This is a genomic window from Gardnerella sp. KA00771, from assembly GCF_049244045.1.
In the GTDB taxonomy this organism is placed as follows: Bacteria; Actinomycetota; Actinomycetes; order Actinomycetales; family Bifidobacteriaceae; genus Bifidobacterium; species Bifidobacterium swidsinskii.
In genome coordinates this window covers 993,797-1,016,530 of sequence record NZ_CP058368.1, presented here as the reverse complement: position 1 = coordinate 1,016,530, position 22,734 = coordinate 993,797, and the positions used below count along the sequence as shown (strand labels likewise).

General features: G+C 44.2%; 19 protein-coding genes. 18 read left to right on the top strand and 1 reads right to left on the bottom strand.

What is annotated here, in order from left to right; all coding sequences use genetic code 11:
- Window positions 1-3 precede the first annotated feature (3 nt).
- From pyrF (HXT57_RS04365) to pyrE, 4 genes are all read left to right on the top strand, one after another.
- Entirely contained in the window at window positions 4-1,047 is a 1,044-nt protein-coding gene (gene pyrF / locus HXT57_RS04365; protein WP_421783407.1) for an orotidine-5'-phosphate decarboxylase, read from the top strand.
- A 94-nt stretch (window positions 1,048-1,141) separates the two neighbouring features.
- Window positions 1,142-2,038 carry a dihydroorotate dehydrogenase electron transfer subunit gene (locus tag HXT57_RS04360; RefSeq protein ID WP_116994677.1) on the top strand — a complete coding sequence of 299 codons (897 nt, stop codon included), beginning with the start codon at window positions 1,142-1,144 and terminating at the stop codon, window positions 2,036-2,038.
- A 5-nt stretch (window positions 2,039-2,043) separates the two neighbouring features.
- Entirely contained in the window at window positions 2,044-3,033 is a 990-nt protein-coding gene (locus HXT57_RS04355) for a dihydroorotate dehydrogenase (protein ID WP_116994678.1), read from the top strand.
- Window positions 3,034-3,095: 62 nt separating this feature from the next.
- The gene (gene pyrE, locus HXT57_RS04350; protein WP_004106403.1) at window positions 3,096-3,788 is read left to right on the top strand and encodes an orotate phosphoribosyltransferase; all 693 of its coding nucleotides are present in this window, start codon (window positions 3,096-3,098) and stop codon (window positions 3,786-3,788) included.
- Here pyrE and HXT57_RS04345 read toward each other — a convergent pair.
- The gene (locus HXT57_RS04345; RefSeq protein ID WP_004108603.1) at window positions 3,764-4,153 is read right to left on the bottom strand and encodes a YccF domain-containing protein; all 390 of its coding nucleotides are present in this window, start codon (window positions 4,151-4,153) and stop codon (window positions 3,764-3,766) included. The two genes, pyrE and HXT57_RS04345, sit on opposite strands and share 25 nt — an antisense overlap.
- 233 nt (window positions 4,154-4,386) lie before the next feature.
- Between HXT57_RS04345 and HXT57_RS04340 the strand changes: the two genes are divergently transcribed.
- The 14 genes from HXT57_RS04340 (at window position 4,387) to HXT57_RS04275 (ending at window position 22,633) form a co-directional block, all read left to right on the top strand.
- A complete protein-coding gene (locus tag HXT57_RS04340) occupies window positions 4,387-5,592 on the top strand; it encodes a zinc-ribbon domain-containing protein (protein WP_004108607.1) in 1,206 nt (401 codons plus the stop codon).
- A gap of 83 nt (window positions 5,593-5,675) precedes the next feature.
- A complete protein-coding gene (gene efp, locus HXT57_RS04335; protein ID WP_004111770.1) occupies window positions 5,676-6,239 on the top strand; it encodes an elongation factor P in 564 nt (187 codons plus the stop codon).
- 167 nt (window positions 6,240-6,406) lie between these two features.
- Entirely contained in the window at window positions 6,407-6,889 is a 483-nt protein-coding gene (gene nusB, locus HXT57_RS04330) for a transcription antitermination factor NusB (protein WP_004108611.1), read from the top strand.
- A gap of 86 nt (window positions 6,890-6,975) precedes the next feature.
- Window positions 6,976-8,187, top strand: coding sequence for a glutamine-hydrolyzing carbamoyl-phosphate synthase small subunit (gene carA, locus HXT57_RS04325; protein WP_421783404.1), 1,212 nt, complete (start codon window positions 6,976-6,978; stop codon window positions 8,185-8,187).
- Window positions 8,188-8,219: 32 nt separating this feature from the next.
- Window positions 8,220-11,615, top strand: a complete 3,396-nt coding sequence (carB, locus tag HXT57_RS04320; protein WP_004108615.1) for a carbamoyl-phosphate synthase large subunit — start codon at window positions 8,220-8,222, stop codon at window positions 11,613-11,615.
- 3 nt (window positions 11,616-11,618) lie between these two features.
- A complete protein-coding gene (pyrF, locus tag HXT57_RS04315; protein ID WP_004108617.1) occupies window positions 11,619-12,530 on the top strand; it encodes an orotidine-5'-phosphate decarboxylase in 912 nt (303 codons plus the stop codon).
- Between the two features lie 15 nt (window positions 12,531-12,545).
- Window positions 12,546-13,154, top strand: a complete 609-nt coding sequence (gmk, locus tag HXT57_RS04310; RefSeq protein WP_004108618.1) for a guanylate kinase — start codon at window positions 12,546-12,548, stop codon at window positions 13,152-13,154.
- 82 nt (window positions 13,155-13,236) lie between these two features.
- Window positions 13,237-13,521, top strand: a complete 285-nt coding sequence (gene rpoZ / locus HXT57_RS04305) for a DNA-directed RNA polymerase subunit omega (RefSeq protein WP_004108619.1) — start codon at window positions 13,237-13,239, stop codon at window positions 13,519-13,521.
- A 138-nt stretch (window positions 13,522-13,659) separates the two neighbouring features.
- Entirely contained in the window at window positions 13,660-14,877 is a 1,218-nt protein-coding gene (gene metK / locus HXT57_RS04300; RefSeq protein WP_012914262.1) for a methionine adenosyltransferase, read from the top strand.
- A gap of 72 nt (window positions 14,878-14,949) precedes the next feature.
- The gene (locus tag HXT57_RS04295; RefSeq protein ID WP_102703157.1) at window positions 14,950-17,370 is read left to right on the top strand and encodes a primosomal protein N'; all 2,421 of its coding nucleotides are present in this window, start codon (window positions 14,950-14,952) and stop codon (window positions 17,368-17,370) included.
- A 22-nt stretch (window positions 17,371-17,392) separates the two neighbouring features.
- Window positions 17,393-18,586: a shikimate dehydrogenase family protein gene (locus HXT57_RS04290; protein WP_415697872.1), complete on the top strand. Its 1,194-nt coding sequence runs from the start codon at window positions 17,393-17,395 to the stop codon at window positions 18,584-18,586.
- 80 nt (window positions 18,587-18,666) lie between these two features.
- Window positions 18,667-19,542, top strand: a complete 876-nt coding sequence (gene rapZ / locus HXT57_RS04285; RefSeq protein ID WP_100066708.1) for an RNase adapter RapZ — start codon at window positions 18,667-18,669, stop codon at window positions 19,540-19,542.
- A gap of 289 nt (window positions 19,543-19,831) precedes the next feature.
- Window positions 19,832-20,779, top strand: a complete 948-nt coding sequence (whiA, locus tag HXT57_RS04280) for a DNA-binding protein WhiA (RefSeq protein WP_012914259.1) — start codon at window positions 19,832-19,834, stop codon at window positions 20,777-20,779.
- A gap of 648 nt (window positions 20,780-21,427) precedes the next feature.
- On the top strand, window positions 21,428-22,633 hold the full coding sequence (locus tag HXT57_RS04275) for a phosphoglycerate kinase (RefSeq protein ID WP_116431645.1): 1,206 nt from the start codon (window positions 21,428-21,430) through the stop codon (window positions 22,631-22,633).
- The last annotated feature ends 101 nt before the right edge of the window (window positions 22,634-22,734 follow it).

Sequence of the window (22,734 nt, the reverse complement as noted above, 5' to 3'; positions counted from 1 at the left end):
ATTATGGACGAACTTATTGAAGCGATTGCAGCCAAGCAAAATCCTAGTGTTGTGGGCTTGGACCCTAAGCCAGGTATTGTACCAGCCGAAATTATTAGCTCTCTTGCGGACGAAGTTTTGCAAGAAGTAGAAGGCGAGGATGCGCTGCCAACGCTTTTAGCTACAGCTTATTTTGAGTTTAATCGCGCTATTATCGACGCGGTTGCAGATTTTGTGCCGGCTGTAAAGCCGCAAATTGCGATGTACGAAGCACTAGGTTCCGCTGGAATGGACACGTACGCAATGACTTGCGAATACGCAAAATCGCAAGGATTAGTTGTAATAGGTGACGCAAAGCGCGGAGATATTGGCTCTACAGCTGGTCAGTATGCTGCTCATTTAAGCGGTTTCGCTAATCTTTCTTCATATTTTGAAGACGAAAATGCTACTGGTAACGCGCTTCCTCAATCTCTTAAAAATCTTCTAAAAAGCTCTAAAAATCTTGACGTTTGGCATGAAGATTCGCTTACAGTAAACCCTTATATGGGTTCGGATGGCGTGAAGCCTTTTATCGATGAAGCGGTAGCGCACGATAAAAGCATTTTTGTGCTGCTTCGCACTTCGAATCCTTCTAGCAAAGAGCTGCAGGAGCTTATTTTGCAAGATGGCAAGCCAGTGTATGAGCATATGGCTGATTTGATTGAGAACTGGGGTGCTTCAGGCATTGGTAAGCACGGTTATTCAAGAATTGGTGCAGTTGTAGGTGCCACGCATCCGGAGGAGGGCAAGCATTTGCGTGAGATTATGCCGCACACTTTCTTCCTTGTTCCAGGCTATGGCGCTCAAGGCGGTACAGCTCAAGATGTTGCTGGAATGTTTGATGCAAATTCTGAAGGCGCTATTGTCAATTCTTCTCGCGGTATTATTGGTGCTTGGAAAAAGTCTGAAGATTACGCTAAAAATCAAGGTCATATGTCTCTTGATGACATTCTTGATATTGTGCGTGATTCTGCAGTTGTTGCTGCGAAAAATATGCGTGACGACTTGCGAAATGCAGTGTATCGCTAGAATGTATAACTAAAATAAATATAACTAAAAATATAATTAAAATTAAAAATAAAACGCAACGGTACAAAACACATACAAGGGTAGGGGAAACCACATGAGTGATGGCATGTTTATTCCAACGCGAAAAGCTTCTGGAAACGCCATAATTACGTTACGTGAAGACGCTTTTGATTCTTCCGGATCAAGTTCTGCAGACGAAAGCAATAATGCAAAATATTCGCGCCTTTGGGGGCGCAGATCTGTAGAAGTACTCAATAATGAGAAGCTAGACGAAGGCGTGTACCGTTTGACTTTGCGAGATTCTGAGATTGCTAAAAAAGCTGCTCCTGCGCAATTTGTGAACTTGTATTCCCCTGATCCAACTGCTATGCTTCCGCGTCCTTTTGGAGTTGCAAGCGTAGAAGGTGATACTTTTACTTTGATTTTTGCTGTGATTGGCAAGGGCACTGCTAAGTTTGCTGAGCTTAAACCAAGAGATAGTATTGACGCTCTTGGCCCTTTAGGGCTTGGCTTTAATATTTCCAAACCTGCACATTATGTGTTGGTCAGTGGAGGTTTGGGCGTGCCGCCTATTTTGTGTGCTGCTCAAACGCTTTCAAAGCGTGAAGATTCTAGCGTAACGGCAGTGCTTGGCTACCGTAACAAGCGTTTTGCAGATGATTTAATGAAAGAATATATTTCAGACGTACACAGTATTACAAATGCTGAAGGAACTGTTATTACACTTCTTGACGAACTTGAAAAAGTTAAGCATTTTGATTTCGAAGACAATTTACCAACGGTTATTTTGTCTTGCGGACCTTTGCCTATGATGAAAGCTGTAGCTCACTGGGCGCATGAAAGAAATATTGAGTGCCAGCTCAGTTTAGAAGCGCGTATGGGCTGCGGATACGGAACTTGCGTTGCTTGCGTTGTTGACACTTTGGAAGGCAGGTTGAAAGTTTGCAACGACGGTCCTGTTTTTGATGCGAATCGTTTGGGTTGGGAGTAAAAAATATGAGTGCTGTAAATAATGCCGAAAATAATTTTGTAAATAACGCAAATTCCGCTGAAACTTTTGGCTTTGACACTAGCCACATTTGGAAGCATCCAACTCAAGTTGCAGGCGTTAAGTGGAAAAACATGGTTGGTACAGCTTCTGGAACTTTCCAGCTTGCAGCTTGCCGACGCTTTTACGACGTAAGCCAACTCGGCGCAATTTGTACAAAAGGTGTTTCCCCTGTTCCTTGGGAAGGAAATCCTTCTCCGCGCACTGCAGAATCTCCTTCTGGAATGGTAAACGCAGTGGGCTTGCAAAATCCTGGTGTCGACCATTATTTAGTAGACGAGTTGCCAAAACTAAAATCCATGGGAGCGCTTGTTATTACTAATGTTGCTGGTCACAGTGACGAGGATTATGCGCAAGTTGTTGAAAAGCTTGCAGATTCTGCTGCAGACATGCTTGAAATTAACGTAAGCTGCCCAAACGTGACTCACGGCGGAATGAGCGTTGGCACGGATCCGGTTGCATTGCACCGCTTAATTAAGCGTCTTCGCGCAATGACAAGCAAGCCAATGATCGTGAAAATGACGCCAAATGTGACGGATATTGTTTCGATTTGCAAAGCTGCTGTTGACGCTGGTGCGGATGCTCTTAGCATGATTAATACGCTGGTTGGTTTGCGAATTGATATTCGAACAGGCGAGCCGATTATTGCAAATCGCACGGGCGGTGTTTCCGGTCCTGCTATTTTCCCGATTGGACTTGGGTTTGTGTGGAGAGTTCGTCAAGCTATGCCAGATATTCCAATTATTGGCATTGGTGGCATTGATTCTGGCGAAAAAGCTTTGGAATACTTGTATGCTGGCGCGAATGCTGTAGAAGTTGGTGCTGCTGCTTTGGTGGATCCTACTGCTCCTATTCGCATTGCCCGCGAGCTTGACGATTTGCTTGATTCTCGTCCAAAGCTTGCGTCTTTACTCGCTGAAGGCAAAACTTGGCGCTGAAATTAAGTATTTAAAAAGTATTTAGAAAGTATTTAAAATCATTTTAAGAAAGAGAGCTAATTATGGCAGAATTAGACGAACGTTTTACAAAGTTTTTGCTTGATTCAGGTGCGCTTAAATTTGGTGACTTTACGCTGAAATCTGGTCGTCAATCACCTTATTTTATTAACGCTGGTGCTTTTGACGACGGCATGAAAATCGCAAATCTAGGCGCATACTACGCTGAGCGCGTTGTTGCAGCAATCGAAGATGGCAAACTTCCGCAAGATATCGACACTGTTTTCGGCCCTGCTTATAAGGGTATTCCGCTGGCAGTTTCTACGGCAATGGCTTTGACGAATAATCACAATATGCCTGTTGGTTTTACTTTCGATCGCAAAGAGCGAAAGGATCATGGCGACGGCGGAATTATGGTTGGAAAACCGTTAAAAGACGGCATGAAAGTTCTGTTAGTTGACGACGTGATGACTGCTGGAACTGCAGTTCGCGAAACTTTGCCAAAGCTTAAAGCGGAAGCAAATGTGCAAGTTGTTGGCTTGATTTTGGCAGTAGACAGAATGGAACGCACGAAAGACAGTGAGCTTTCTGCAGTAAAAGCAGTAGAGCAGGAGTTTGGTTTCCCAGTTTTGCCAATTGCAAATGTGCGCGAAATTTTCGCTGCAGCAAAGCGTTTAGTTAATGCTGACGGTAAGCCAGTTATGGATGAGGAATTAGCTTCGCGCGCTGCCGATTACTTGCGTACATATGGTGCGTAACTATCTTCTACAATTTCGGAACCAAACGGCCACAACGCAAGTTTTGCCATTTTGAAAGATTGTATGCCAAATGGAATGCCAACAATTGTGCAGCAGCAAATGAATCCTGAAACGATATAGCCTAATGCAAGCATTGGCCCAATGAAAAATACAATCCATAGTATGTTCCAAATTGTGCTAGTGCCGCCTCGGTAAATAACATGTTTTCCAAATGGCGTGAGCGTGAGCTTTGCCATTTTGAATGCTTGAATACCGAATGGTATGCCAATAACGGTTATGCAAAGAAGGAAACTTATAAGTAACCAGCTTGCAGCAATGAAAAGACCGCCGAATATCAGCCACACAATATTGCCAAGAAGTTTCATAAAAGTAGTATATTAGTTTTTTAAGTTTTAATGAAGTATGATTTTGTTCGGTATTTATAGTGTGTTATGGCATTATGATTGTATTGCTGTATGTAGGTATGCTGGTGTTGCGTTATTGCTACGCAGTCTTTGTAGTTAAAGAAAAGGCAATTTTTATAAAGAATTTGAAATATTTATTGTAGGCTGGTGTAAAATCATGTGTTGCAATAGATGCATTTGTTTAAAGGAAGAATATGTTCTGCACGCAATGTGGTAATAAAAATGATGATAATAGCAAGTTTTGCAATACTTGCGGAGCGCTTTTAGAAGTTACGCCAGCAGTCGAGTCAGCAATCCAAAATCAACAATACGAATTGCCTACTAACGAAGTGCCTACTACTGTATTTCCTGCGCAGGAAGCTTTATCGGATAATCTAAGCGTTTCAGGTTCTCCTATTATGGGTTCTTCGAACGAACAGCCTTCTATGAATAATTCACCTTACGCACAAGGCGAAGCTCCGGCTAATTATTCTCATTCAGATGATGATAAGCGCAAGAAGAAAGTAATTATTACTTTAATAGCCGCTATTATTGCCTGTGTTTTGGTGATAGGTGCTGGTGCATGGTGGTATGTAAATAATGCGCGAACAGCTCAATCAAATAATAAAACTGAATTACAATCATCAAAATCAAAAAATAATAAATCTAAGCAGCATGTTCTAACCAATGATGATTTAGATTCAGACGATGAAGATAGTGATACTAGCAGCGATAAGGATAACGCTATTGGAGCGAGTGAAAAGCTCAATACCAAAAAAATCAATAAATTAGTAAACAATTTTGCTTCAAATAATAGCGTATCTGTAGCAATTTCTGGCAAGAAGGGCATATTGTATGAGTCTTCTAATTCTCGTAAAACATTCCCTGCTGTAGGTTTTTACTTCCCTGTTGTTCTTTATACTAAGGATAATCCACATCATGATTATGAAGATAAATGTGAAGATGTTATTAAGACAATGAGTAATGATTCCGCTAATGAACTTTTAGATGATCAAGGTGGCATAGACGGATTAGATCAATGGCTGTCAGATAATGGCTATGCAAATACATCTTTTACTCGCAAATATGGTGATATTGATGCATCGAACGATGGTCACGAAAATCTTACTTCTTCTCATGATGCTGCGATGATGCTTTCAAAAGCTATGCAAAATTCGACTATTGCCAATGCGACGGGTTACGATATTTCTGCTGATGGCGTGAACGTTCCAGACGGCATAGAGGTTATGGCTCATCGTGGTCAAGGAATTAAGAATGTTTATAACTATTTCTTGATTCTTAAGAAGGGCAAGAACAAGATTGGAGTGTCTGTTTTAACAAAAAGTGCAGATAAAGATGACGTTGCTGAATTTGTTTCAAAATTGTTGAATTTGCTGAAAAATAATCTTCAAATATATTAAGTTGACACTTTGTGGCATAATAAGCAAGGTTTATTTCTTAGCTGCTTAACTTGCAGCCTATTAGCGAAAGAAACGGGTAACTCGTGGCACAGACTACCAATGATATTAAGAATGGATCGGTTTTGAACCTTGACGGTCAGCTTTGGACCGTCGTTAAGTTCCAGCACGTGAAGCCAGGCAAGGGTCCTGCTTTTGTGCGTACCACCATTAAGAACGTGCTCTCGGGCAAGATTGTCGACAAGACTTTTAATGCCGGCATGAAGATGGAGTTCGAGACCGTTGATAACCGCACGTTGCAATATTCATACGAAGATGGCGACAACTTCGTCTTTATGGATATGACCACTTACGACCAGGTTTATATTCCTAAGGTTTTAGTTGGCGAGCAGAGCAAGTATTTGCTTGAGGGCACCGACTGCATCGTAAGCTTCCATGACGGTACTCCTTTGAGCGTTGAGCTTCCAGCTTCAGTGATTTTGACTATTACTCACACTGAGCCAGGCTTGCAAGGCAACCGTTCTAACGCTGGTACTAAGCCTGCAACAGTGGAAACCGGTGCTGAAATCCAGGTTCCACTCTTTGTGGGTGAAGGCGAAAAGGTGAAGGTCGACACTCGTGACGGCTCTTATCTTGGTCGTGAAAACTAAAGAATTAATTATCTAATTAAAATAATTAGTTATCTAATTAAATTAGCTATTTATTTCTCAATAATTTTTATAGAGTGACCCGGTGGCGATTATTCGTTGCTGGGTCGCGTAATTTTTGATACAACTTTATTAAGTAATTTTTATACGTTACACAGAAGGGCGTTACGATGGCACGTTCTACCGCTCGTAAAAGGGCTTTGAATACGCTGTATGAGGCGGATGAGAAGAATCAACATATTCTTTCTTTGCTTGAGGAGCGAGTTAAGGAGCCTGGCGCTCAAACTCCGCTCCCAGAGTACGCTGTTGAGATTGTTCGAGGCGTAGGAGAGCGACGTAACAGAATCGACAAGACGCTAAACCGCTATTCGACTGGCTGGAAAGTTGGCAGAATGGCTGTTATCGATCGCAATATTTTGCGCATTGCGGTGTGGGAAATGCTTCTTAACGATGAGATTCCAGATAAAGTTGCTATTGACGAGGCGATTGCGCTCGCAAAAATGTATAGCGATGACGAAGCTATTGCGTTTATTCACGGCTTACTAAGCGCGATTATGGCAGATAAAGATGCTTGCTTGGCAAAGTTTAACGGCGAATCTTCTCCTGAAGACGCTGCTACGGAAGAGTCTACGGAAGAAGCTGCTGCCGAGTAAGAAGCAATAACTATCGCCGGCGCGTCGCCCGTCCGCCAACCTGAGTAGACTTACCACGAATATCCTAAAGCCATAAGGGGGTTAAGGTGGATTACAACGACACCTTTGCCGGATTCGGCAGTGATGATGCAGTATTGGTGTTGGAGGATGGTCAGGTTTACGTTGGTAAGCCTTTCGGTGCGCAAGGTTCTACGCGCGCTGAGATTGTGTTCTCCACGGGCATGACTGGTTATCAAGAAACATTAACTGATCCAAGTTATGATCAACAAATCGTAGTTCAAACATTCCCACATATAGGTAATACGGGAATGAATCATGAAGATCCAGAATCTGCCCACATTTGGGTTGCAGGTTATGTGGTTAAGGAGCCGAGCCCAGTAGTTAGCAATTGGCGAGCTGAAGGTTCCTTGGAAGACGATTTACAAAAGCAAGGTATCGTTGGCATTAGTGGTATTGATACTCGAAAGCTGGTACGTCATTTACGCTCGGTAGGCGTTATGCGTGCCGGCATTTTTTCTAATAAGGCCCTGGTTGATCCGTCAACCGGGGCTTTTCGTACCGTTGCTTCTTTCGTTGACGAAATTAAGCAAACTCCTCAAATGCAGGGCTTGCGCTTAACGGATGAAGTCAGTACTAAAGAGACATACACGATTGAGCCTTGCGGTGATTTTGAAGGAAAAGATCCGCTTTACACGGTTGTAGCAGTTGACTTTGGTATTAAATCTATGACTCCTCACCGTTTGGCTGAGCGCGGCTGCCGCGTGCATGTCGTAAGCTCCTCAATAAGCTTCGAATCGCTGCAAGCTCTTAACGCAGACGGCGTATTCTTCTCGAATGGTCCTGGAGATCCTGGCCAAGCAAATCGCGAAGTTGATCTTTTGCGCAAAGTTTTGGATGCAGGATACCCGTTCTTTGGTATCTGCTTTGGAAACCAGTTGCTTGGTCGCGCGCTCGGCTTTGGCACTTACAAGCTGAAGTTTGGTCACCGTGGTATTAATCAGCCTGTAAAAGACGTTACAACCGGAAAAGTGGAAGTTACAGCTCATAATCACGGCTTTGCAGTGGACGCTCCTCTTGACGGTCCTGTCCAATCTCCTTATGGAAACGGTCACTTTGGTCGCGTGCTAGTTTCGCATATTGACTTGAACGACAATGTTGTAGAAGGCTTACAATGCCTTGATATTCCAGCGTTCTCAGTGCAATATCATCCGGAAGCTGCAGCAGGCCCGCACGATGCTTCCTATCTATTTGACCGTTTTGTGCAATTGATGCGCGAAAACACTCGAAAAAGCAAGTAAGATTTTAAGATTTACGGAAAGAGAAGTTTACTATGCCAAAACGTACTGATATTAAGTCGGTTATGGTAATTGGTTCCGGCCCGATTGTTATTGGTCAGGCTGCAGAGTTTGATTATTCCGGAACGCAGGCTTGCCGAGTTCTTCGCGAAGAAGGCATTCGCGTAATTTTGGTCAACTCTAACCCGGCTACGATTATGACCGACCCGGAACTTGCGGACGCAACATATATTGAGCCAATTGACACTTCGATTTTGGAGCGAATTATTGCAAAGGAGCGTCCGGATGCGCTTCTTCCAACGCTTGGTGGTCAAACTGCACTTAATGCTGCAATGGATTTGGGTCGTGCAGGAATCCTAGAAAAATATAACGTTGAGCTTATTGGCGCTTCTTTGGAAGCAATCGACCGCGGTGAAGACCGAGAGCTTTTCAAAAAAGTCGTTGAAAAAGCCGGAGCTGAGTCAGCAAAATCCTTTATTGCTCACTCGATTGAAGAAGTAGACAAAATTGTTGAAACTTTAGGATACCCGGTAGTAGTACGTCCAAGCTTCACAATGGGCGGCTTGGGCTCTGGTATTGCTCATAACGAAGAAGAGCTTCACCGCATTGCAGGAGCCGGCATTCACTATTCTCCAACCAACGAAGTGCTTATTGAAGAAGGCATTGAAGGCTGGAAAGAGTTTGAGCTTGAACTTATGCGCGACGCAAAAGATAACGTCGTAGTTGTTTGCCCAATCGAAAACGTCGATCCTGTAGGCGTGCACACTGGCGACTCGATTACAGTAGCTCCTTGCTTTACGCTTACCGACCGAGAGTATCAAAAGATGCGCGATATCGGTATCGCTATTATTCGAGGCGTTGGCGTTGACACCGGTGGTTGCAATATTCAGTTCGCAATCAACCCTCAAACTGGTCGCATTATCGTAATCGAAATGAACCCGCGTGTGTCTCGTTCTTCCGCGCTCGCATCTAAAGCAACTGGCTTCCCAATCGCAAAAATCGCAACGAAACTTGCTCTCGGCTACACTTTGGACGAAATTCAAAACGATATTACGCGTTCAACTCCTGCAAGCTTCGAGCCAACAATCGACTATGTTGTAACGAAGATTCCGCGCTTTGCTTTCGAAAAGTTCCCAGGAGCAGACACCACGCTTACAACTTCTATGAAGTCAGTTGGCGAAGCAATGGCTTTGGCTGGAAACTTCCAGGAATCCCTTGGAAAAGCAATGCGCTCAATCGACAAGCGTCACGCGTGCTTTAGCTGGGATGGCGAGCGCCCAAGCAAGGAAGAAGTTAATAAGCTTCTTGAAGAAATGCATACTCCAACCGAGCATCGCTACTTGCAAATCCAGCGCGCGCTTTGGGGTGGAGCAACGCCAGATCAAATTTTTGCAGCAACAAAAATCGACCCTTGGTTTGTAGAGCAGCTGGCTCAAATTAACGAAACTGCGCTCGCAGTTCGTGAAGCTGAAACCTTAACTCCTAAAGTTTTGAAGCGTGCTAAACTTGCTGGTCTTTCGGACGTGCAGATTGCGCATTTGCGTAATCTTGGCGACGAAGGCGAAAACATGGTTCGTGAGCTTCGTTGGGCTTACGGTTTGCGCCCTGTTTACAAGACTGTTGATACTTGCGCAGCTGAGTTCGACGCAGCAACTCCGTACTACTATTCTTGCTACGCTGACGAAAGCGAGTTGAAGAAGCGCGATCGCGAAGCTGTGATTATCCTTGGCTCTGGTCCAAACAGAATCGGCCAGGGTATTGAGTTTGATTACACTTGCGTTCACGCTGTTCAGGAATTGGGCAAGGATTACGACACCATTATGGTTAATTGCAATCCTGAAACAGTTTCTACAGATTACGACATGTCTGACCGCCTTTACTTTGAGCCTCTTACTTTCGAAGATGTGCTTGAAATTTACGAAGCAGAAAAGAAGCTTGGACCTGTTAAGGGCGTGATTGTGCAGCTTGGTGGCCAAACGCCACTTTCGCTTGCTGCTCGTCTTAAAGCTGCAGGAGTTCCAATTTTGGGAACGACTCCTGAGGCTATTGATTTGGCTGAAAACCGTGAGCTTTTCGGCGAGGTTCTTCGTCAAGAAGGCATGAACGCTCCTCGATACGGCACAGCTTTGAGTCTTGAGGAAGCAAAAGATGCAGCTCACGCAATCGGCTACCCGGTTCTTGTGCGCCCAAGCTACGTGCTCGGCGGTCGCGGAATGGAGATTGTATACGACGACGCTCAGCTTGCAAAGTATGTTGATCGCGCATTGGATGAGGCTCGAGCAGACACGGTTGTTTCTGGCAGATTGCCTTCGCCGCTTTTGATTGATAAGTTCCTTCAGGACGCTATTGAAATCGATGTTGACGCGCTTTACGACGGCAACGAGCTTTATATTGGCGGCATTATGGAGCATGTTGAGGAAGCTGGTGTGCACTCTGGTGACGCTGCTTGTACTCTTCCTCCAAGCACGCTTTCGGACGATCAAATTCGACGCCTTCGCGAGGGTACGCTTTCGATTGCTCGCGGCTGCTCTGTTCGCGGTCTGATTAACGTGCAGTACGCTTTTATGGCAAACACTTTGTATGTAATTGAAGCAAATCCTCGAGCGTCTCGTACTGTTCCGTTTGCTTCTAAAGCTACTGGCGTTGCTCTTGCTAAAGCTGCTGCTCGAATTATGGCTGGTGAAACCATTGCACAGCAGCGCAAGCGTGGACTTCTTCTCCCGCAAGGCGATGGCGGAGATATTCACCCAGGTCAGCAGGTTGCTATCAAAGCTTCTGTGCTGCCTTTCAAGCGTTTCCGTACTCCTGTTGGTCGTACGGTTGATATTTTACTTGGACCAGAAATGCGCTCTACTGGCGAAGTTATGGGCTTCGATCGTGACTTCCCACATGCTTTTGCTAAGAGCCAGCTTGCAGCATACAAGGGTGGTTTGCCTACCAGCGGCAACGTGTTTGTGTCTGTAAGTGATGCAGATAAGCGTCAACTTCCGCTTCTTGCAGTGCGATTAGTGGAGCTTGGTTTTACTATTTGGGCTACTGAAGGTACAGCTTCTGTGCTTCGTCGTTATGGTATTGATTCCGTGATTGTCGATAAGCTTTCTAGTCAGGGCGACACGGCGAAGGATATGCCAAATAGTGAGAAAGCGCATGAAAGAATCGGTAAGAATGTTGTAGAGCTTATCGAAAATGGTAAGATTGATATGGTATTGAATACGCCGAATTCAAGGGGATCGCGCACTGATGGTTATGCCATTCGTGCGGCAGCTGTAGCAGCTGATCTTCCGCAATTCACTACTATTACCGAATTCGCACCAGTATTAATGGCTATTGAAGCTGTTAAGAACAACGATTATCAGGTGATGAGCATACAAGAACATGCTCAGCAGTTGTTTGCAATTGAACAGGCAGAAAGTCAAGAAAGTCGGGCTTAATACATGACCGAGAGCATTCGTGATCAAGAAGTGCAGGCGCAACGATCCGATTTTGGTTTGCGTTTGAAGAACGCTATGGCAAAATATGGACCATTGTGTGTTGGAATCGATCCTCATCGCAAAATGCTGCTTAATTGGGGATACAACATGGATGCTCTTGGAGCTGAACTTTTTTCTATGCGCATGCTGCAAGCTATGAATGGTAGGGCAGCGGCAGTTAAATTCCAATCCAGCATGTTTGAGCGCTATGGTTCTAAGGGTTTCGCAGCGCTTGAGCGTGTGCTGTATGCCGCTCGTCAAATGGATATTATTACTATTGTTGATTGCGGTCATGGAGGATTGTCTACTACTATTTCTGCGCTTGCAGACGCATATTTTAAGCCTGGAGCTCCGCTTCTTGCTGATGCTATTACTTTGCTTCCTTATTATGGCGCACGTTCTATGGGCGGCTTAATTAACGAAGCTCTTAATAACGGTCGCGGTGTTTTTATTGCGTCTCTAACTTCTAATCGCGAAGGCGCAAGTTTGCAAACTGCTATTAGGCAAAGCGGAACTTACCGCGGAACTACTGTAGCTCACGGAATTGCTCAAACGGCTCAAAGTTTTAACAATAAAACTAAAGGAATGGGTTCTGTTGGTTTAATTGTTGGAGCGACTATTGGCGACTGGATGAACGGTGGTGGAATTGACGTAACCAGTTTTACTGGTCCAATTCTTTCTCCTGGTTATGGGTGGCAAGGTGCAGAAGCTGACGATTTAAAGCGTGTTTTTGCTGGTACACATGGTAATGTATTGGTAACTGTTTCGCGTTCGATTGCGTCGCATGGTCCAGATATTGGTGAACTTTCGGCTGCAACTGAACGCATAGCATTGGATATTCGTCAGGCTCTTGTTGATTCAGGCGAATGTGTGTAAACGAGAGGTAAACAAATGGGTGCCACGGATGAGACTGCAGATTCGCAGTCTAGACGTCGATTAATCGTATTAACGGGTCCTACTGCGGCTGGTAAAGGCACAGTAGAAGGCATACTTCGTGAGAAGCATCCTCATATTTGGCTATCTGTTTCTGCTACCACTCGTGCGCCTAGACCTGGTGAATTTAATGGTATTCACTATTGGTTCTTAGATGAAGAAGAATTTGAGCGTCGTAAGCGTAATGGCGAATTCTTGGAAACTGCGCTGGTTCATGGCATGGCTCATTATGGCACCCTTCTTCAGCCTGTTTTGGATCATCTTACGCAAGATATTCCTACTTTGTTGGAAATAGATTTGCAAGGAGCTAGGCGTGTAAAACAAGAGGCAGCTCGTCTTGGATTAGAAGTCGTGTACGTGTTCATTGCGCCTCCGAGCTTTGAAGAGCTTAAGCGTCGTCTTATTGGTCGTGGTACTGAAACTCCTGAGCAGCAAGCAAAACGTTTGGAAACCGCTAAAGTTGAGATTGCTGCAGCTAAAGAGTTTGATGTTGTTATTGTGAACGATAATGCTGAGCGTGCCGCAGATGAACTGTGGAATGTTATTGCAAGCGAATACGACTTATAGTTAAAACTTACGCAATATCCAATCGATAGCATATAATAAGCCTTTTGGAACTATTGTGGCACCATAGAATTTGGAGAATATTATGGCATTAGGCACTCAGCCAACACCTACTGGTCTTGCGAATCCACCGATTGATGATTTAATGCAACATGCGGATTCCAAGTATGCGCTTGCCTTATTTGCTGCAAAACGAGCACGTCAAATTAATGCTTATTTTACTCAGCTTAATGAAGGTTTGCTTCAAAATGTTGGCCCACTAGTTGAGTATCAAAATCAAGAAAAGCCTTTAGCTATTGCTTTCCGCGAAATTAATGCTGGATTGCTTGAAGAGACTCTTGGTGAGGACGATTTAAGCGAAGGTAATTAATAAGCCTTGCTAATAAACGTCTTTATGGGTATTCGCAGTCGCGTATCATCCGTGCTCAATAAAGCGGATGCACGGCTGCGTTTTTCACTTTATTTAGCCTGTATTTAGCCTTATCGACTATAAACGTAAGGGGGAAATGTGGAAGAACGTAAATTAATTTCTGCAGAATCTGTAACTGAAGGTCATCCTGACAAGTTATGCGATCAAATTGCTGACGCTATATTGGACGATATGCTTCGTCAGGATTCTCATGCGCATGTTGCTGTAGAGGTTTGTGCTTCCGTTGGTCAGTTTGTGGTTTTTGGCGAAGTGCGTGGTGAAGTTTATAGCGATATTCCGGGAATCGTGCGTCAAGTTGTTCGTAATGTTGGCTACACGAGCTCCACAATTGGTCTTGATGCTGATTCTTGTGGTGTTATGGTTTCTTTAACTGAGCAAAGTGCAGAAATTAATCAAGGTGTTGCTAGGTTGGATGCTTCTTGCGAGAGTGCATCTTCTCGTGAGGAGCACTACGCTGCTCAAGGTGCAGGCGATCAAGGTGTTATGTTTGGTTACGCTAGCGACGAAACAGATACTTTAATGCCTTTGCCGATTTATCTTGCTCATCGTTTAGCTCAAAAGCTTGCTAAAGTTCGTAAAGATGGCACTGTTGCGCATTTGCGTCCAGATGGGAAAACTCAAGTAACGATTGAGTATGATTCAAAAGGATTGCCTAAACGTTTGGATACTGTGCTTATTTCTACTCAGCATGACCCAGAAGTTTCTAGAGACTGGTTACAAGATCAGCTTGTTGAACATGTTGTTAATCCTGTGTTGGACGAAGTTCTTGCTCAAAAAGTTGCGCACGATTCGTACCGTATGCTTGTAAACCCTACTGGCTCCTTCGTTTTGGGAGGTCCTGCAGCTGATTCGGGCTTAACTGGTCGAAAAATTATTGTTGACACTTATGGTGGTGCTGCTCATCATGGTGGTGGAGCTTTTTCCGGTAAGGATCCTAGCAAAGTTGACCGTTCTGCAGCTTATGCAGCTCGCTGGGTTGCAAAAAATATTGTGGCAGCTGGTTTAGCTCATAAGGCAGAAGTTCAAGTTGCTTATGCTATTGGTATTGCTGATCCTGTAAGCGTAAACGTAGAAACTTTCGGAACTGAAGCTGAAGGTATTACGCGTGCAGATATTGCGCGTGCTGTGCGTGAAGTATTTGATTTGCGTCCAGCTGCGATTATTGATGAGCTTAACTTGCTTAAGCCAATTTATGCTCCAACCGCAGCTTATGGTCATTTTGGTCGTACGGATGTCAAATTCCCTTGGGAAGAAACGAATCGTATTGAGCAATTGAAAGATGCGCTAAAAAAGTAGTTTTATTGATAAATTTTGCTGTAAAATAACAGTAATTATGTGATGTAATTCAAGTAAAACTAAGGGTTATTTATGGCAGAGCAACCTTCGCTAGACGGCTTAGCGCGTAAAACAAGACGTAAGCGCAATGCTGTTTCTCTAGTGCCTGCTAATGAATGCCCTATTGCGCATGTGATGCTTGATGTTCAAGCTTCACATTTAGGTCGTACTTTTGATTACTTGATATCGCAAGATCAAGATGAATCTGCTCAGCCTGGGGCGTTTGTACGCGTTCGTTTTGGAGCACAAAAGCTCACTGGAGTTATTTGGTCTCGTTCTTCGCATACAGACACCCCTCATACTGCTTTAAGATTTTTAGAGCGCGTGTTTCCTTCAGATGTTTTGCTTTCTAAATCTTTGCGAGACGATATTGACGCCATAGCTAAAGCTTATGGTGGAACTAGCTCAAATATTTTGCGTCTTGCTGTGCCTCAACGCGTAGCTCGTGTTGAGCATGAGGAAGTTTTTGACAACATACGCTTGCAACGCAGAAAACAGTGGCGTGAAAATCTTAAGAAGCGTTTGCAAAACGATAACAATACAAACCCAGGTTACGCTACAACTTCTCGCATGATTTATGATTACGAAAATGCAAATATTTTATACAATGCATTAATCAAAAAATCTATTGACGCAAGTTTTAGTGAAAATAAAACAGAAAATCAATTAGTCAAGCAAGCAGAAAATAATTCTTCTCAATCTTTTATTGTAGACGCTTTACCAGGTTCTTGCCGACTTGCACAAGATTTAGCGTGGATGATTGTCACTGCTTTAAGCGCGTGTAAGCAAGCTGTTGTAGTTTTGCCGACGCTAAGAGAAGTAAATGATGTAATGCGCGCGCTAATGGTTTACGGATTAAAGCCATATAAGCGTGTCAGTGAGAATCATCGTGGTTTTTCTGCTGGAAGTTTTGATGGCGATGTAGCTCGACTTTGTGCTGCGGATCCTCCAGCTGATAGATATAGAGCTTGGCGTGCAATCGCGTCCGGAATAGTTCCTTGCGTTCTTGGCACTAGAGCTGCAATGTATGCTCCAGTTGAGGGAGATGCTTTATTTGCGATTGTTGAAGATTGCGCGTACCAATATGCTGATGGCATGATGCCGTATGCTCAAGCGCGTGGAGTTATGCGACTTCGTGCGAAAAGGCATGGCGGCGTATTTGTGTCAATGTCGTATTCCAGAAGCGCGCTTAGTCAAAGTGAAGTAGACTGCTATATGTCAAATGCGCAAGATGCGCAAGGTGAGCAATCTGTTCAAACTACTAAAGTTATTCAAACTACTCAATCTGCTAAAACTGCTGAAACAATAAGCGGATCTAGCATCCCTGTAAGTGCGAGTAAACTTGCTCGCGAAAAGTTAGTTCCGTGGGTTCGTTGGCTTAATCGTGAAGCTTTATTGAAATTAGCTGACCCAAGTATTGGCGCTCGCATACCGCATAGCGCAGTAAGAGCTATTAATGATGCTCTTTCGGATGGTAAGCCTGTGCTGCTTTCTATTGCGCAAGATGGTGTGACGCAATCGGCTATATGCTCTTCTTGCAAACGTCAAGCGCGCTGTAGACGATGTACCGGGCCTCTCGATGTTGCAAATAGTCAGCAAACAGCACGTTGCTCGTGGTGTGGTGCTAGTGCAATAAATTGGTCTTGTTCTAATTGTGGCAGTAGCAATATGCGAGTTATACAAGTTGGCGCTGCTGGTGTTGCAGAAGAATTATCTAAACTATTTCGCAACGTGCCTATTATTATTTCGTCACAACACCAACCGAACGGAATTATCCAGTGTATTGATGAAAAACCTGTAATTGTTGTTGCAACTCCTGGATGTGAGCCTCGCGTACAAACGCAAGACGCAAATTGTAACGGAGAATATGGTGTTGTAGCAATACTCGATACGTGGGTAAGTTTGTACGCTTCGGGGCTTGATGCGCGAATAGATACACTTAATTCGTGGATGAAAGCTTCTGCTTTATGTGCTCCTAGAGCGCGCGGAGGAAGTGTGCTTTTGATTGGCGAAACGTATCCTGTTCTTGCGCGTGCGCTTACATTGTGGGATACGACTCAACTTTCTTGCAATGAGCTTTCAGAAAGAGCTCAAGCAATATTGCCGCCTTGTGTAACTGCAGCATGCGTATGGGGTGCTCGTGATGCGGTTATGCATGCGCTTGAAAACATTGGTGCAATGCAAGAAAATCTTGGGTGCGAAAGTAGTCAAGATGCTGATTTTTCAGCAATTTCTCCATTATTAGGAATTGTTCCAATGCATCCGCCTGTTACAGACAGATACCAGCATTTTGACGATATTTACGACCGTGTAAAAGCTGTAGTAAGAGTTCCGCTTTATTTAAGACAAGAATTAGTGAACCGATTGCACAAGGAAGTAGCTCGTCACGTAGCAACACGTGCTGCAGGAGAGTTGCGTTTTTGTGTTGATCCAAAAGATTTATTAGCGTACTAACTTACTAATAGGGGAGAGAAAAATGTTAAAAACATATCATTGCGCAGTTTTGGGAGATCCTATTTCACATTCGCTGTCGCCTGTGCTTCACAACACGGCTTATAAGGCTTTAGGTCTTACAAATTGGCAATATAGTAAGGAAAAAGTAAGCGAAACAGAGCTTCGCGATTTTATTGCGCATCTTGACGATTCTTGGAAAGGCTTAAGCCTTACTATGCCGCTTAAAAAAACCGTAATGAAACTCGGTACACCTTGCGACTACTGGTCGCGCGCGCTTAACGTGGCAAATACTGCAGTTTTTACTAGCAACCCAGCAACAGCTTCGCAATCGCAAATAAAGCTATACAACACTGACGTAAGTGGCATATTAATAACATTTATGCAAGCATTACATGAGCGCATATGCGAAGTAAAAAAGGCTGTTATTATTGGCAGCGGCAACACTGCGTCCTCTGCATTGGCAGCTTTAATTGAAATTGCGCAAGTAGCAAAGCTTGAGCAGGTGCAAGTTGTTGCTAGAACTGAAGATAACGGTAGTGTAAAAGGCGTTGAACGTTTTAATAATCTTATACAAAAGTATTGCGCTGATTTTCCAAATAAAATAAGCATAGGTCAAAATAATAAAAGCGAAGAAAATGACGCTATGTATGAGCCTGTGCAAGGTATTGAGTTCCCAACAATAAGCGAAGAAGTATTTTCAAAATTTGCAGACTATAGCGCAGAAAAATTGAGTGCAGAAAAATTGTCAGAATGTGATAAATCTCTCATTTTGAAATCTTTAAATTCACTCGAAGCTGTTCGTGCAATCGCAGAAGCAGACATAGTCATAAGCACAGTTCCAGCGCATGTAGCAGATCCAATTGCGTTTGCGTTGAAAGCGTACTGTCAAGATAGTGCGAATAATCAAACGAAATTAGGAACATTGCTTGACGTAGTTTACGATCCTCGCCCAAGCATGCTACTTAGTGTATGGCAACAATACGGTTGCGCTATTGGCGGAGAAGAAATGCTTTTGCAACAAGCTTTAGCACAAGTAAGTCTTATGACGATTGAGTACAGGCAATCTAAAGAAAATTTTGGGAATTGTGCTAAGACTGGCGCTGAGGATTGTGCTGAGACTGGTTCTGAGCTTGGTTATAAACCTAGTGCTGACAAGGCTAGATATTACGATGACTTAAGTAGTCTCATGCGAAAAGCCTTACAGGAGGCATTATGAGCGATAATACGCAACATACTACGCAAAGTGATGTGCAACGTGATGCGCAACATACTACGCAACGTTCCGCGTCGACTAGTATGCAACTATCTGACAGATTTGAAGTTATGCTAATTACAGGCATGAGCGGAGCTGGGCGCTCGCACGCTGCTAACGCGTTGGAAGATATGGGATGGTATGTTATCGATAATCTTCCGCCAAAACTGCTCATACCGCTAGTAGATATGATGACTTCATCCGGTTCTAAAGTGCATAAGCTTGCTGCTGTTATTGACGTGCGTTCTAGAGGATATTTCGACGACCTGTTTGCAGTTCTTGCGCATATTGATGACCTTGGTGTAAAAACGCGAATTCTGTTTCTAGATGCTTCAGATGCTGTGCTTATCAAGCGTTACGAGTCTGTGCGTAGACCGCATCCTTTGCAGCGCGGTGGCAGACTTATTGACGGTATTCTAGAAGAGCGAGAGCTGCTCAGTCATCTGAAAGATTGCGCAAATATTATTATCGATACTTCTGCACTTAGTATTCACCAACTTTCTACAAAGCTTTACGAAGGATTGCTTGGAAAAGGCTCTTCTACTGTTTCTGTGCATATTTTCAGCTTTGGATTTAAATACGGCATGCCAATGGACGCTGATTTTGTTGCCGATATGCGATTTTTGCCGAATCCTTTCTGGGTTCCTGAATTAAGGGAGCTTACAGGTAAGGATCAAGCTGTGCAAGATTATGTTTTATCGAATTCTGCGGCAATTACATTCTTAGATTCTTACGAAAATGCGCTTCTTACAGCTATCGACGGATTCGCTAAAGAAGACAAGCATTACGTGACTATTGCTGTAGGATGTACTGGCGGTCAGCATCGTTCTGTTGCCGTAAGTATTGAGCTTGCTAGACGTTTGAGATTGCACGGTTTGCAAGTTACAGTATCTGCAAGAGAGCTACAGAGAAGATCATAATAAGTGGAGAAGTAAAGTAGCAAAAAGTAAAGTAGTGAAAAAGTAAAGTAGTGAAATGCGATTATGAAACTAATCAATTAAAATTAATTAAAAAATTAAATAAAAATTGTGTAAATTATATAAAATATAAAAAATCTTGTACTAAAAGCATGTAAAGCATGTGCAAAAACCGGTAAAATGTCCAACGTATTCTGTATCACAGAAAGCCGGGCATGTCGTGTGCCACAGCATCATGCAAGTACCCAACAGCACTCATATTTTAAGAAGAACAAAAGTAGGAGGTTGTCCCTTGGCTCTTCTTGACGACGTCAAAAATGAACTCGTTTCAAACAACAATGAGCTCCCGACTGTCATTATGGCTCAAGCTGCAGCAATGATGCGCTTTGCTGGCGGCTTAAGGCCAGTAAATAATCAAGCTGTTATTCGCGCTCAGTTGGATTCTCAGCGCGCAGCTCAGTGGCTTGTTGAGGTATTGAAAACTTATTTCCAGAGGGAAGCAACAATTGCTCAAGTTTCTCGGCAAACTCCTACGGGCACTGTAGTTCGCTATGACGTGGTAGTTGAGCGTGGTGCTGCAGCACTGGCTTTGCAATCTGGTCTTCTTGATCGACGTATGAGAATTGTTGCAGGTCTTGCACCTGAGATTGTTGGTGGAAGTATCGCCCAAATCAAAGCAGCTTGGCGTGGTGCTTTCTTGGCTCACGGTGCTATTTCCGACCCTGGCAAAGCTAGCTATTTGGAAGTTGTTTGCCCAACTCATGAGGCTGCAAATGCTTTGCAAACTATGGCGGCGCGACTTGGCATTAGCGCCAAGGCTCGTCAGGTTCGTAGCTCTGAGCGAGTGACGTTGCGCGATTCTGACGCAATTGAGCGAATGTTGATTTTGATTGGTGCTCCTCGTTCTGCTCGCGAATGGACCGGTAAGCGTTCGGACGGTGAAGCTCGCGGAAAAGCAAACCGTTTGGCTAATTTTGACGATGCGAATATGCGTCGTAGTGCTAAGGCTGCTGCTGAGGCATGCGAAAAGGTTCGTCACGCATTCGATATTTTGGGCGACGATATTCCAGATAATTTGTTGATGGCTGGAAAGCTTCGTCTTGAGCATAGCGACGCAAGTTTGGAAGAGCTTGGTCACTTGGCTGATCCTCCTATTACAAAGGATGCGATTGCAGGGCGAATTCGTAGACTTTTGCAGCTTTCAGCGAAGGTTGAGAAGTCGCGTATGCAGCAGCTTTAATGCTGATTTTGCGTGGTTTGTAGCTGTATTGGCTGGCGGGTTTTTTTATGTGGCTGTGAGCGGTGGGTGTTACTTGTCTCGCAGCGCTCCGCTCTTATACCTTACTTGGACTTAGCGGTTGCGTAGTTAAGTTTAGTTTTTTACTTACTTTCTCTGCAAAAATAGTATTCGTCAACAAGATTATTACTATCGTTCCGCTTTTATATTGCTCGACCAAGCAACACCCACCCCTCACTCGTTAATTCCAATCGCAGTTGTTTTTGGTGTGGTAGGAAGAGTGATTGGTGTGGAGTGTGCAGCAGCACCGATGTTAGTGTTCGCCAAGCAATAAATACTCAACGTCTGCAGAGCATTAATGTCAAAGTTCACTAAGCAACATATAGTCGACGTTTGCAAAGCATTACTGCAAAGCTACAAAACCACTTTTCGCAGAAGCATTACTGCAAAGCTACAGACGCAACGTTTGCAAAGCAATGGTGCAAAGCTGCGTTGTTCATAGGGATTGTTGAAGATGTGCGGTATAATTGCACCCGGCAATGTGTTGATGTTTGAGGCTGATTTTGTGTTTTGTTGAACGAAGTAAGCCGGCACGGTAAGCCAGTATGTAAGTCAAATATGGTAAGCCAATATGGTTTGGAAAGGATACCAATGAAGACACTGAAAGATTTGGGAGATTTGAGTGGTAAGCGCGTATTGGTTCGCGCTGATTTTAACGTTCCTCTCAAGGGTACGACGATTACTGATGATGGTCGTATTCGTGCTGCTTTACCAACCATTAAGGCTTTGCGTGAGCAGGGTGCTAAGGTGATTTTGATGGCTCACCTTGGTCGTCCAAAGGGTCAGGTTGTTCCAGAGCTTTCCTTGGCTCCAGTTGCGCAGCGTTTGGGTGAATTGCTCGGCACAAATGTTGTTTTGGCTGCAGACACTTACGGCGAAGATGCTCAAGCTAAGGTAGCTGCCATGAATAATGGCGACGTTGTTTTGCTTGAAAATGTGCGCTTCAACGCGGAAGAAACCAGCAAGGATGCTTCCGAGCGCGCAGCTTACGCTAAGAAGATTGCTTCTCTTGGCGAAGTATTTGTTTCCGACGGCTTTGGTGTTGTGCACCGCGCTCAGGGTTCAAATTACGATGTTGCTGCCGATCTTCCAGCAGCTGCAGGCTTGCTTGTTGAGAAGGAAGTTAAGGCACTTTCTCGCGCAACTGAAAACCCAGAGCGTCCTTTGACTGTTGTTCTCGGCGGCTCTAAAGTTTCCGACAAGCTCGGCGTTATTGAAAACTTGCTTTCTAAGGCTGATCGTCTTGTTATTGGCGGCGGTATGGTGTTCACATTCCTCAAGGCTTTGGGTAACGAAGTTGGTACTTCCTTGCTCGAGGAAGATCAGCTCGAAAAAGTCAAGGGCTACATTGAAACCGCTAAGAAGAACGGCGTTGAGCTTGTGCTTCCAACCGATATTGTTGTGAACGCTGGCTTCCCAGCAGGGGATACTCCAGTTGCTCCAGAAGTAGTTCCAGCAGACGCTATTCCTGCAGACAAGATGGGCTTGGATATTGGTCCTGACTCTCAGAAGCTTTTCCACGACAAGATTGTTGACTCCAAGACTGTTGTTTGGAACGGTCCTATGGGTGTGTTCGAGGTTCCAGAGTTTGCAGCCGGTACTCGCGCTGTAGCTCAGGGCTTGGTCGATGCAACTAAGAACGGCACTTTCACTATAGTCGGCGGTGGTGATTCTGCTTCTGCAGTGCGCAATCTTGGATTCCCAGAAGATGGCTTCTCGCACATTTCTACTGGCGGCGGTGCTTCTCTCGAGTTCTTGGAAGGCAAGACTCTTCCAGGTTTGAGTGTGCTTGAGTAAGTAATATTGCTTGAGTAAGTAATATTTACGCGAGCAAGTATAAACTAAATATTTTCGCTTATGCCGACTTTCGATTTTATGAATCCGCTTTGTAAATCGAG

Coding starts and splice junctions, on each gene's coding strand:
- HXT57_RS04355 (WP_116994678.1), top strand. CDS start 2,044: ATGAGTGCTGTAAATAATGCCGAAAATAATTTTGTAAATAACGCAAAT.
- HXT57_RS04340 (WP_004108607.1), top strand. CDS start 4,387: ATGTTCTGCACGCAATGTGGTAATAAAAATGATGATAATAGCAAGTTT.
- carB (WP_004108615.1), top strand. CDS start 8,220: ATGCCAAAACGTACTGATATTAAGTCGGTTATGGTAATTGGTTCCGGC.
- pyrF (WP_421783407.1), top strand. CDS start 4: ATGGACGAACTTATTGAAGCGATTGCAGCCAAGCAAAATCCTAGTGTT.
- pyrE (WP_004106403.1), top strand. CDS start 3,096: ATGGCAGAATTAGACGAACGTTTTACAAAGTTTTTGCTTGATTCAGGT.
- HXT57_RS04345 (WP_004108603.1), bottom strand. CDS start 4,153: ATGAAACTTCTTGGCAATATTGTGTGGCTGATATTCGGCGGTCTTTTC.
- gmk (WP_004108618.1), top strand. CDS start 12,546: ATGGGTGCCACGGATGAGACTGCAGATTCGCAGTCTAGACGTCGATTA.
- HXT57_RS04295 (WP_102703157.1), top strand. CDS start 14,950: ATGGCAGAGCAACCTTCGCTAGACGGCTTAGCGCGTAAAACAAGACGT.
- pyrF (WP_004108617.1), top strand. CDS start 11,619: ATGACCGAGAGCATTCGTGATCAAGAAGTGCAGGCGCAACGATCCGAT.
- HXT57_RS04360 (WP_116994677.1), top strand. CDS start 1,142: ATGAGTGATGGCATGTTTATTCCAACGCGAAAAGCTTCTGGAAACGCC.
- HXT57_RS04290 (WP_415697872.1), top strand. CDS start 17,393: ATGTTAAAAACATATCATTGCGCAGTTTTGGGAGATCCTATTTCACAT.
- rpoZ (WP_004108619.1), top strand. CDS start 13,237: ATGGCATTAGGCACTCAGCCAACACCTACTGGTCTTGCGAATCCACCG.
- HXT57_RS04275 (WP_116431645.1), top strand. CDS start 21,428: ATGAAGACACTGAAAGATTTGGGAGATTTGAGTGGTAAGCGCGTATTG.
- nusB (WP_004108611.1), top strand. CDS start 6,407: ATGGCACGTTCTACCGCTCGTAAAAGGGCTTTGAATACGCTGTATGAG.
- rapZ (WP_100066708.1), top strand. CDS start 18,667: ATGCAACTATCTGACAGATTTGAAGTTATGCTAATTACAGGCATGAGC.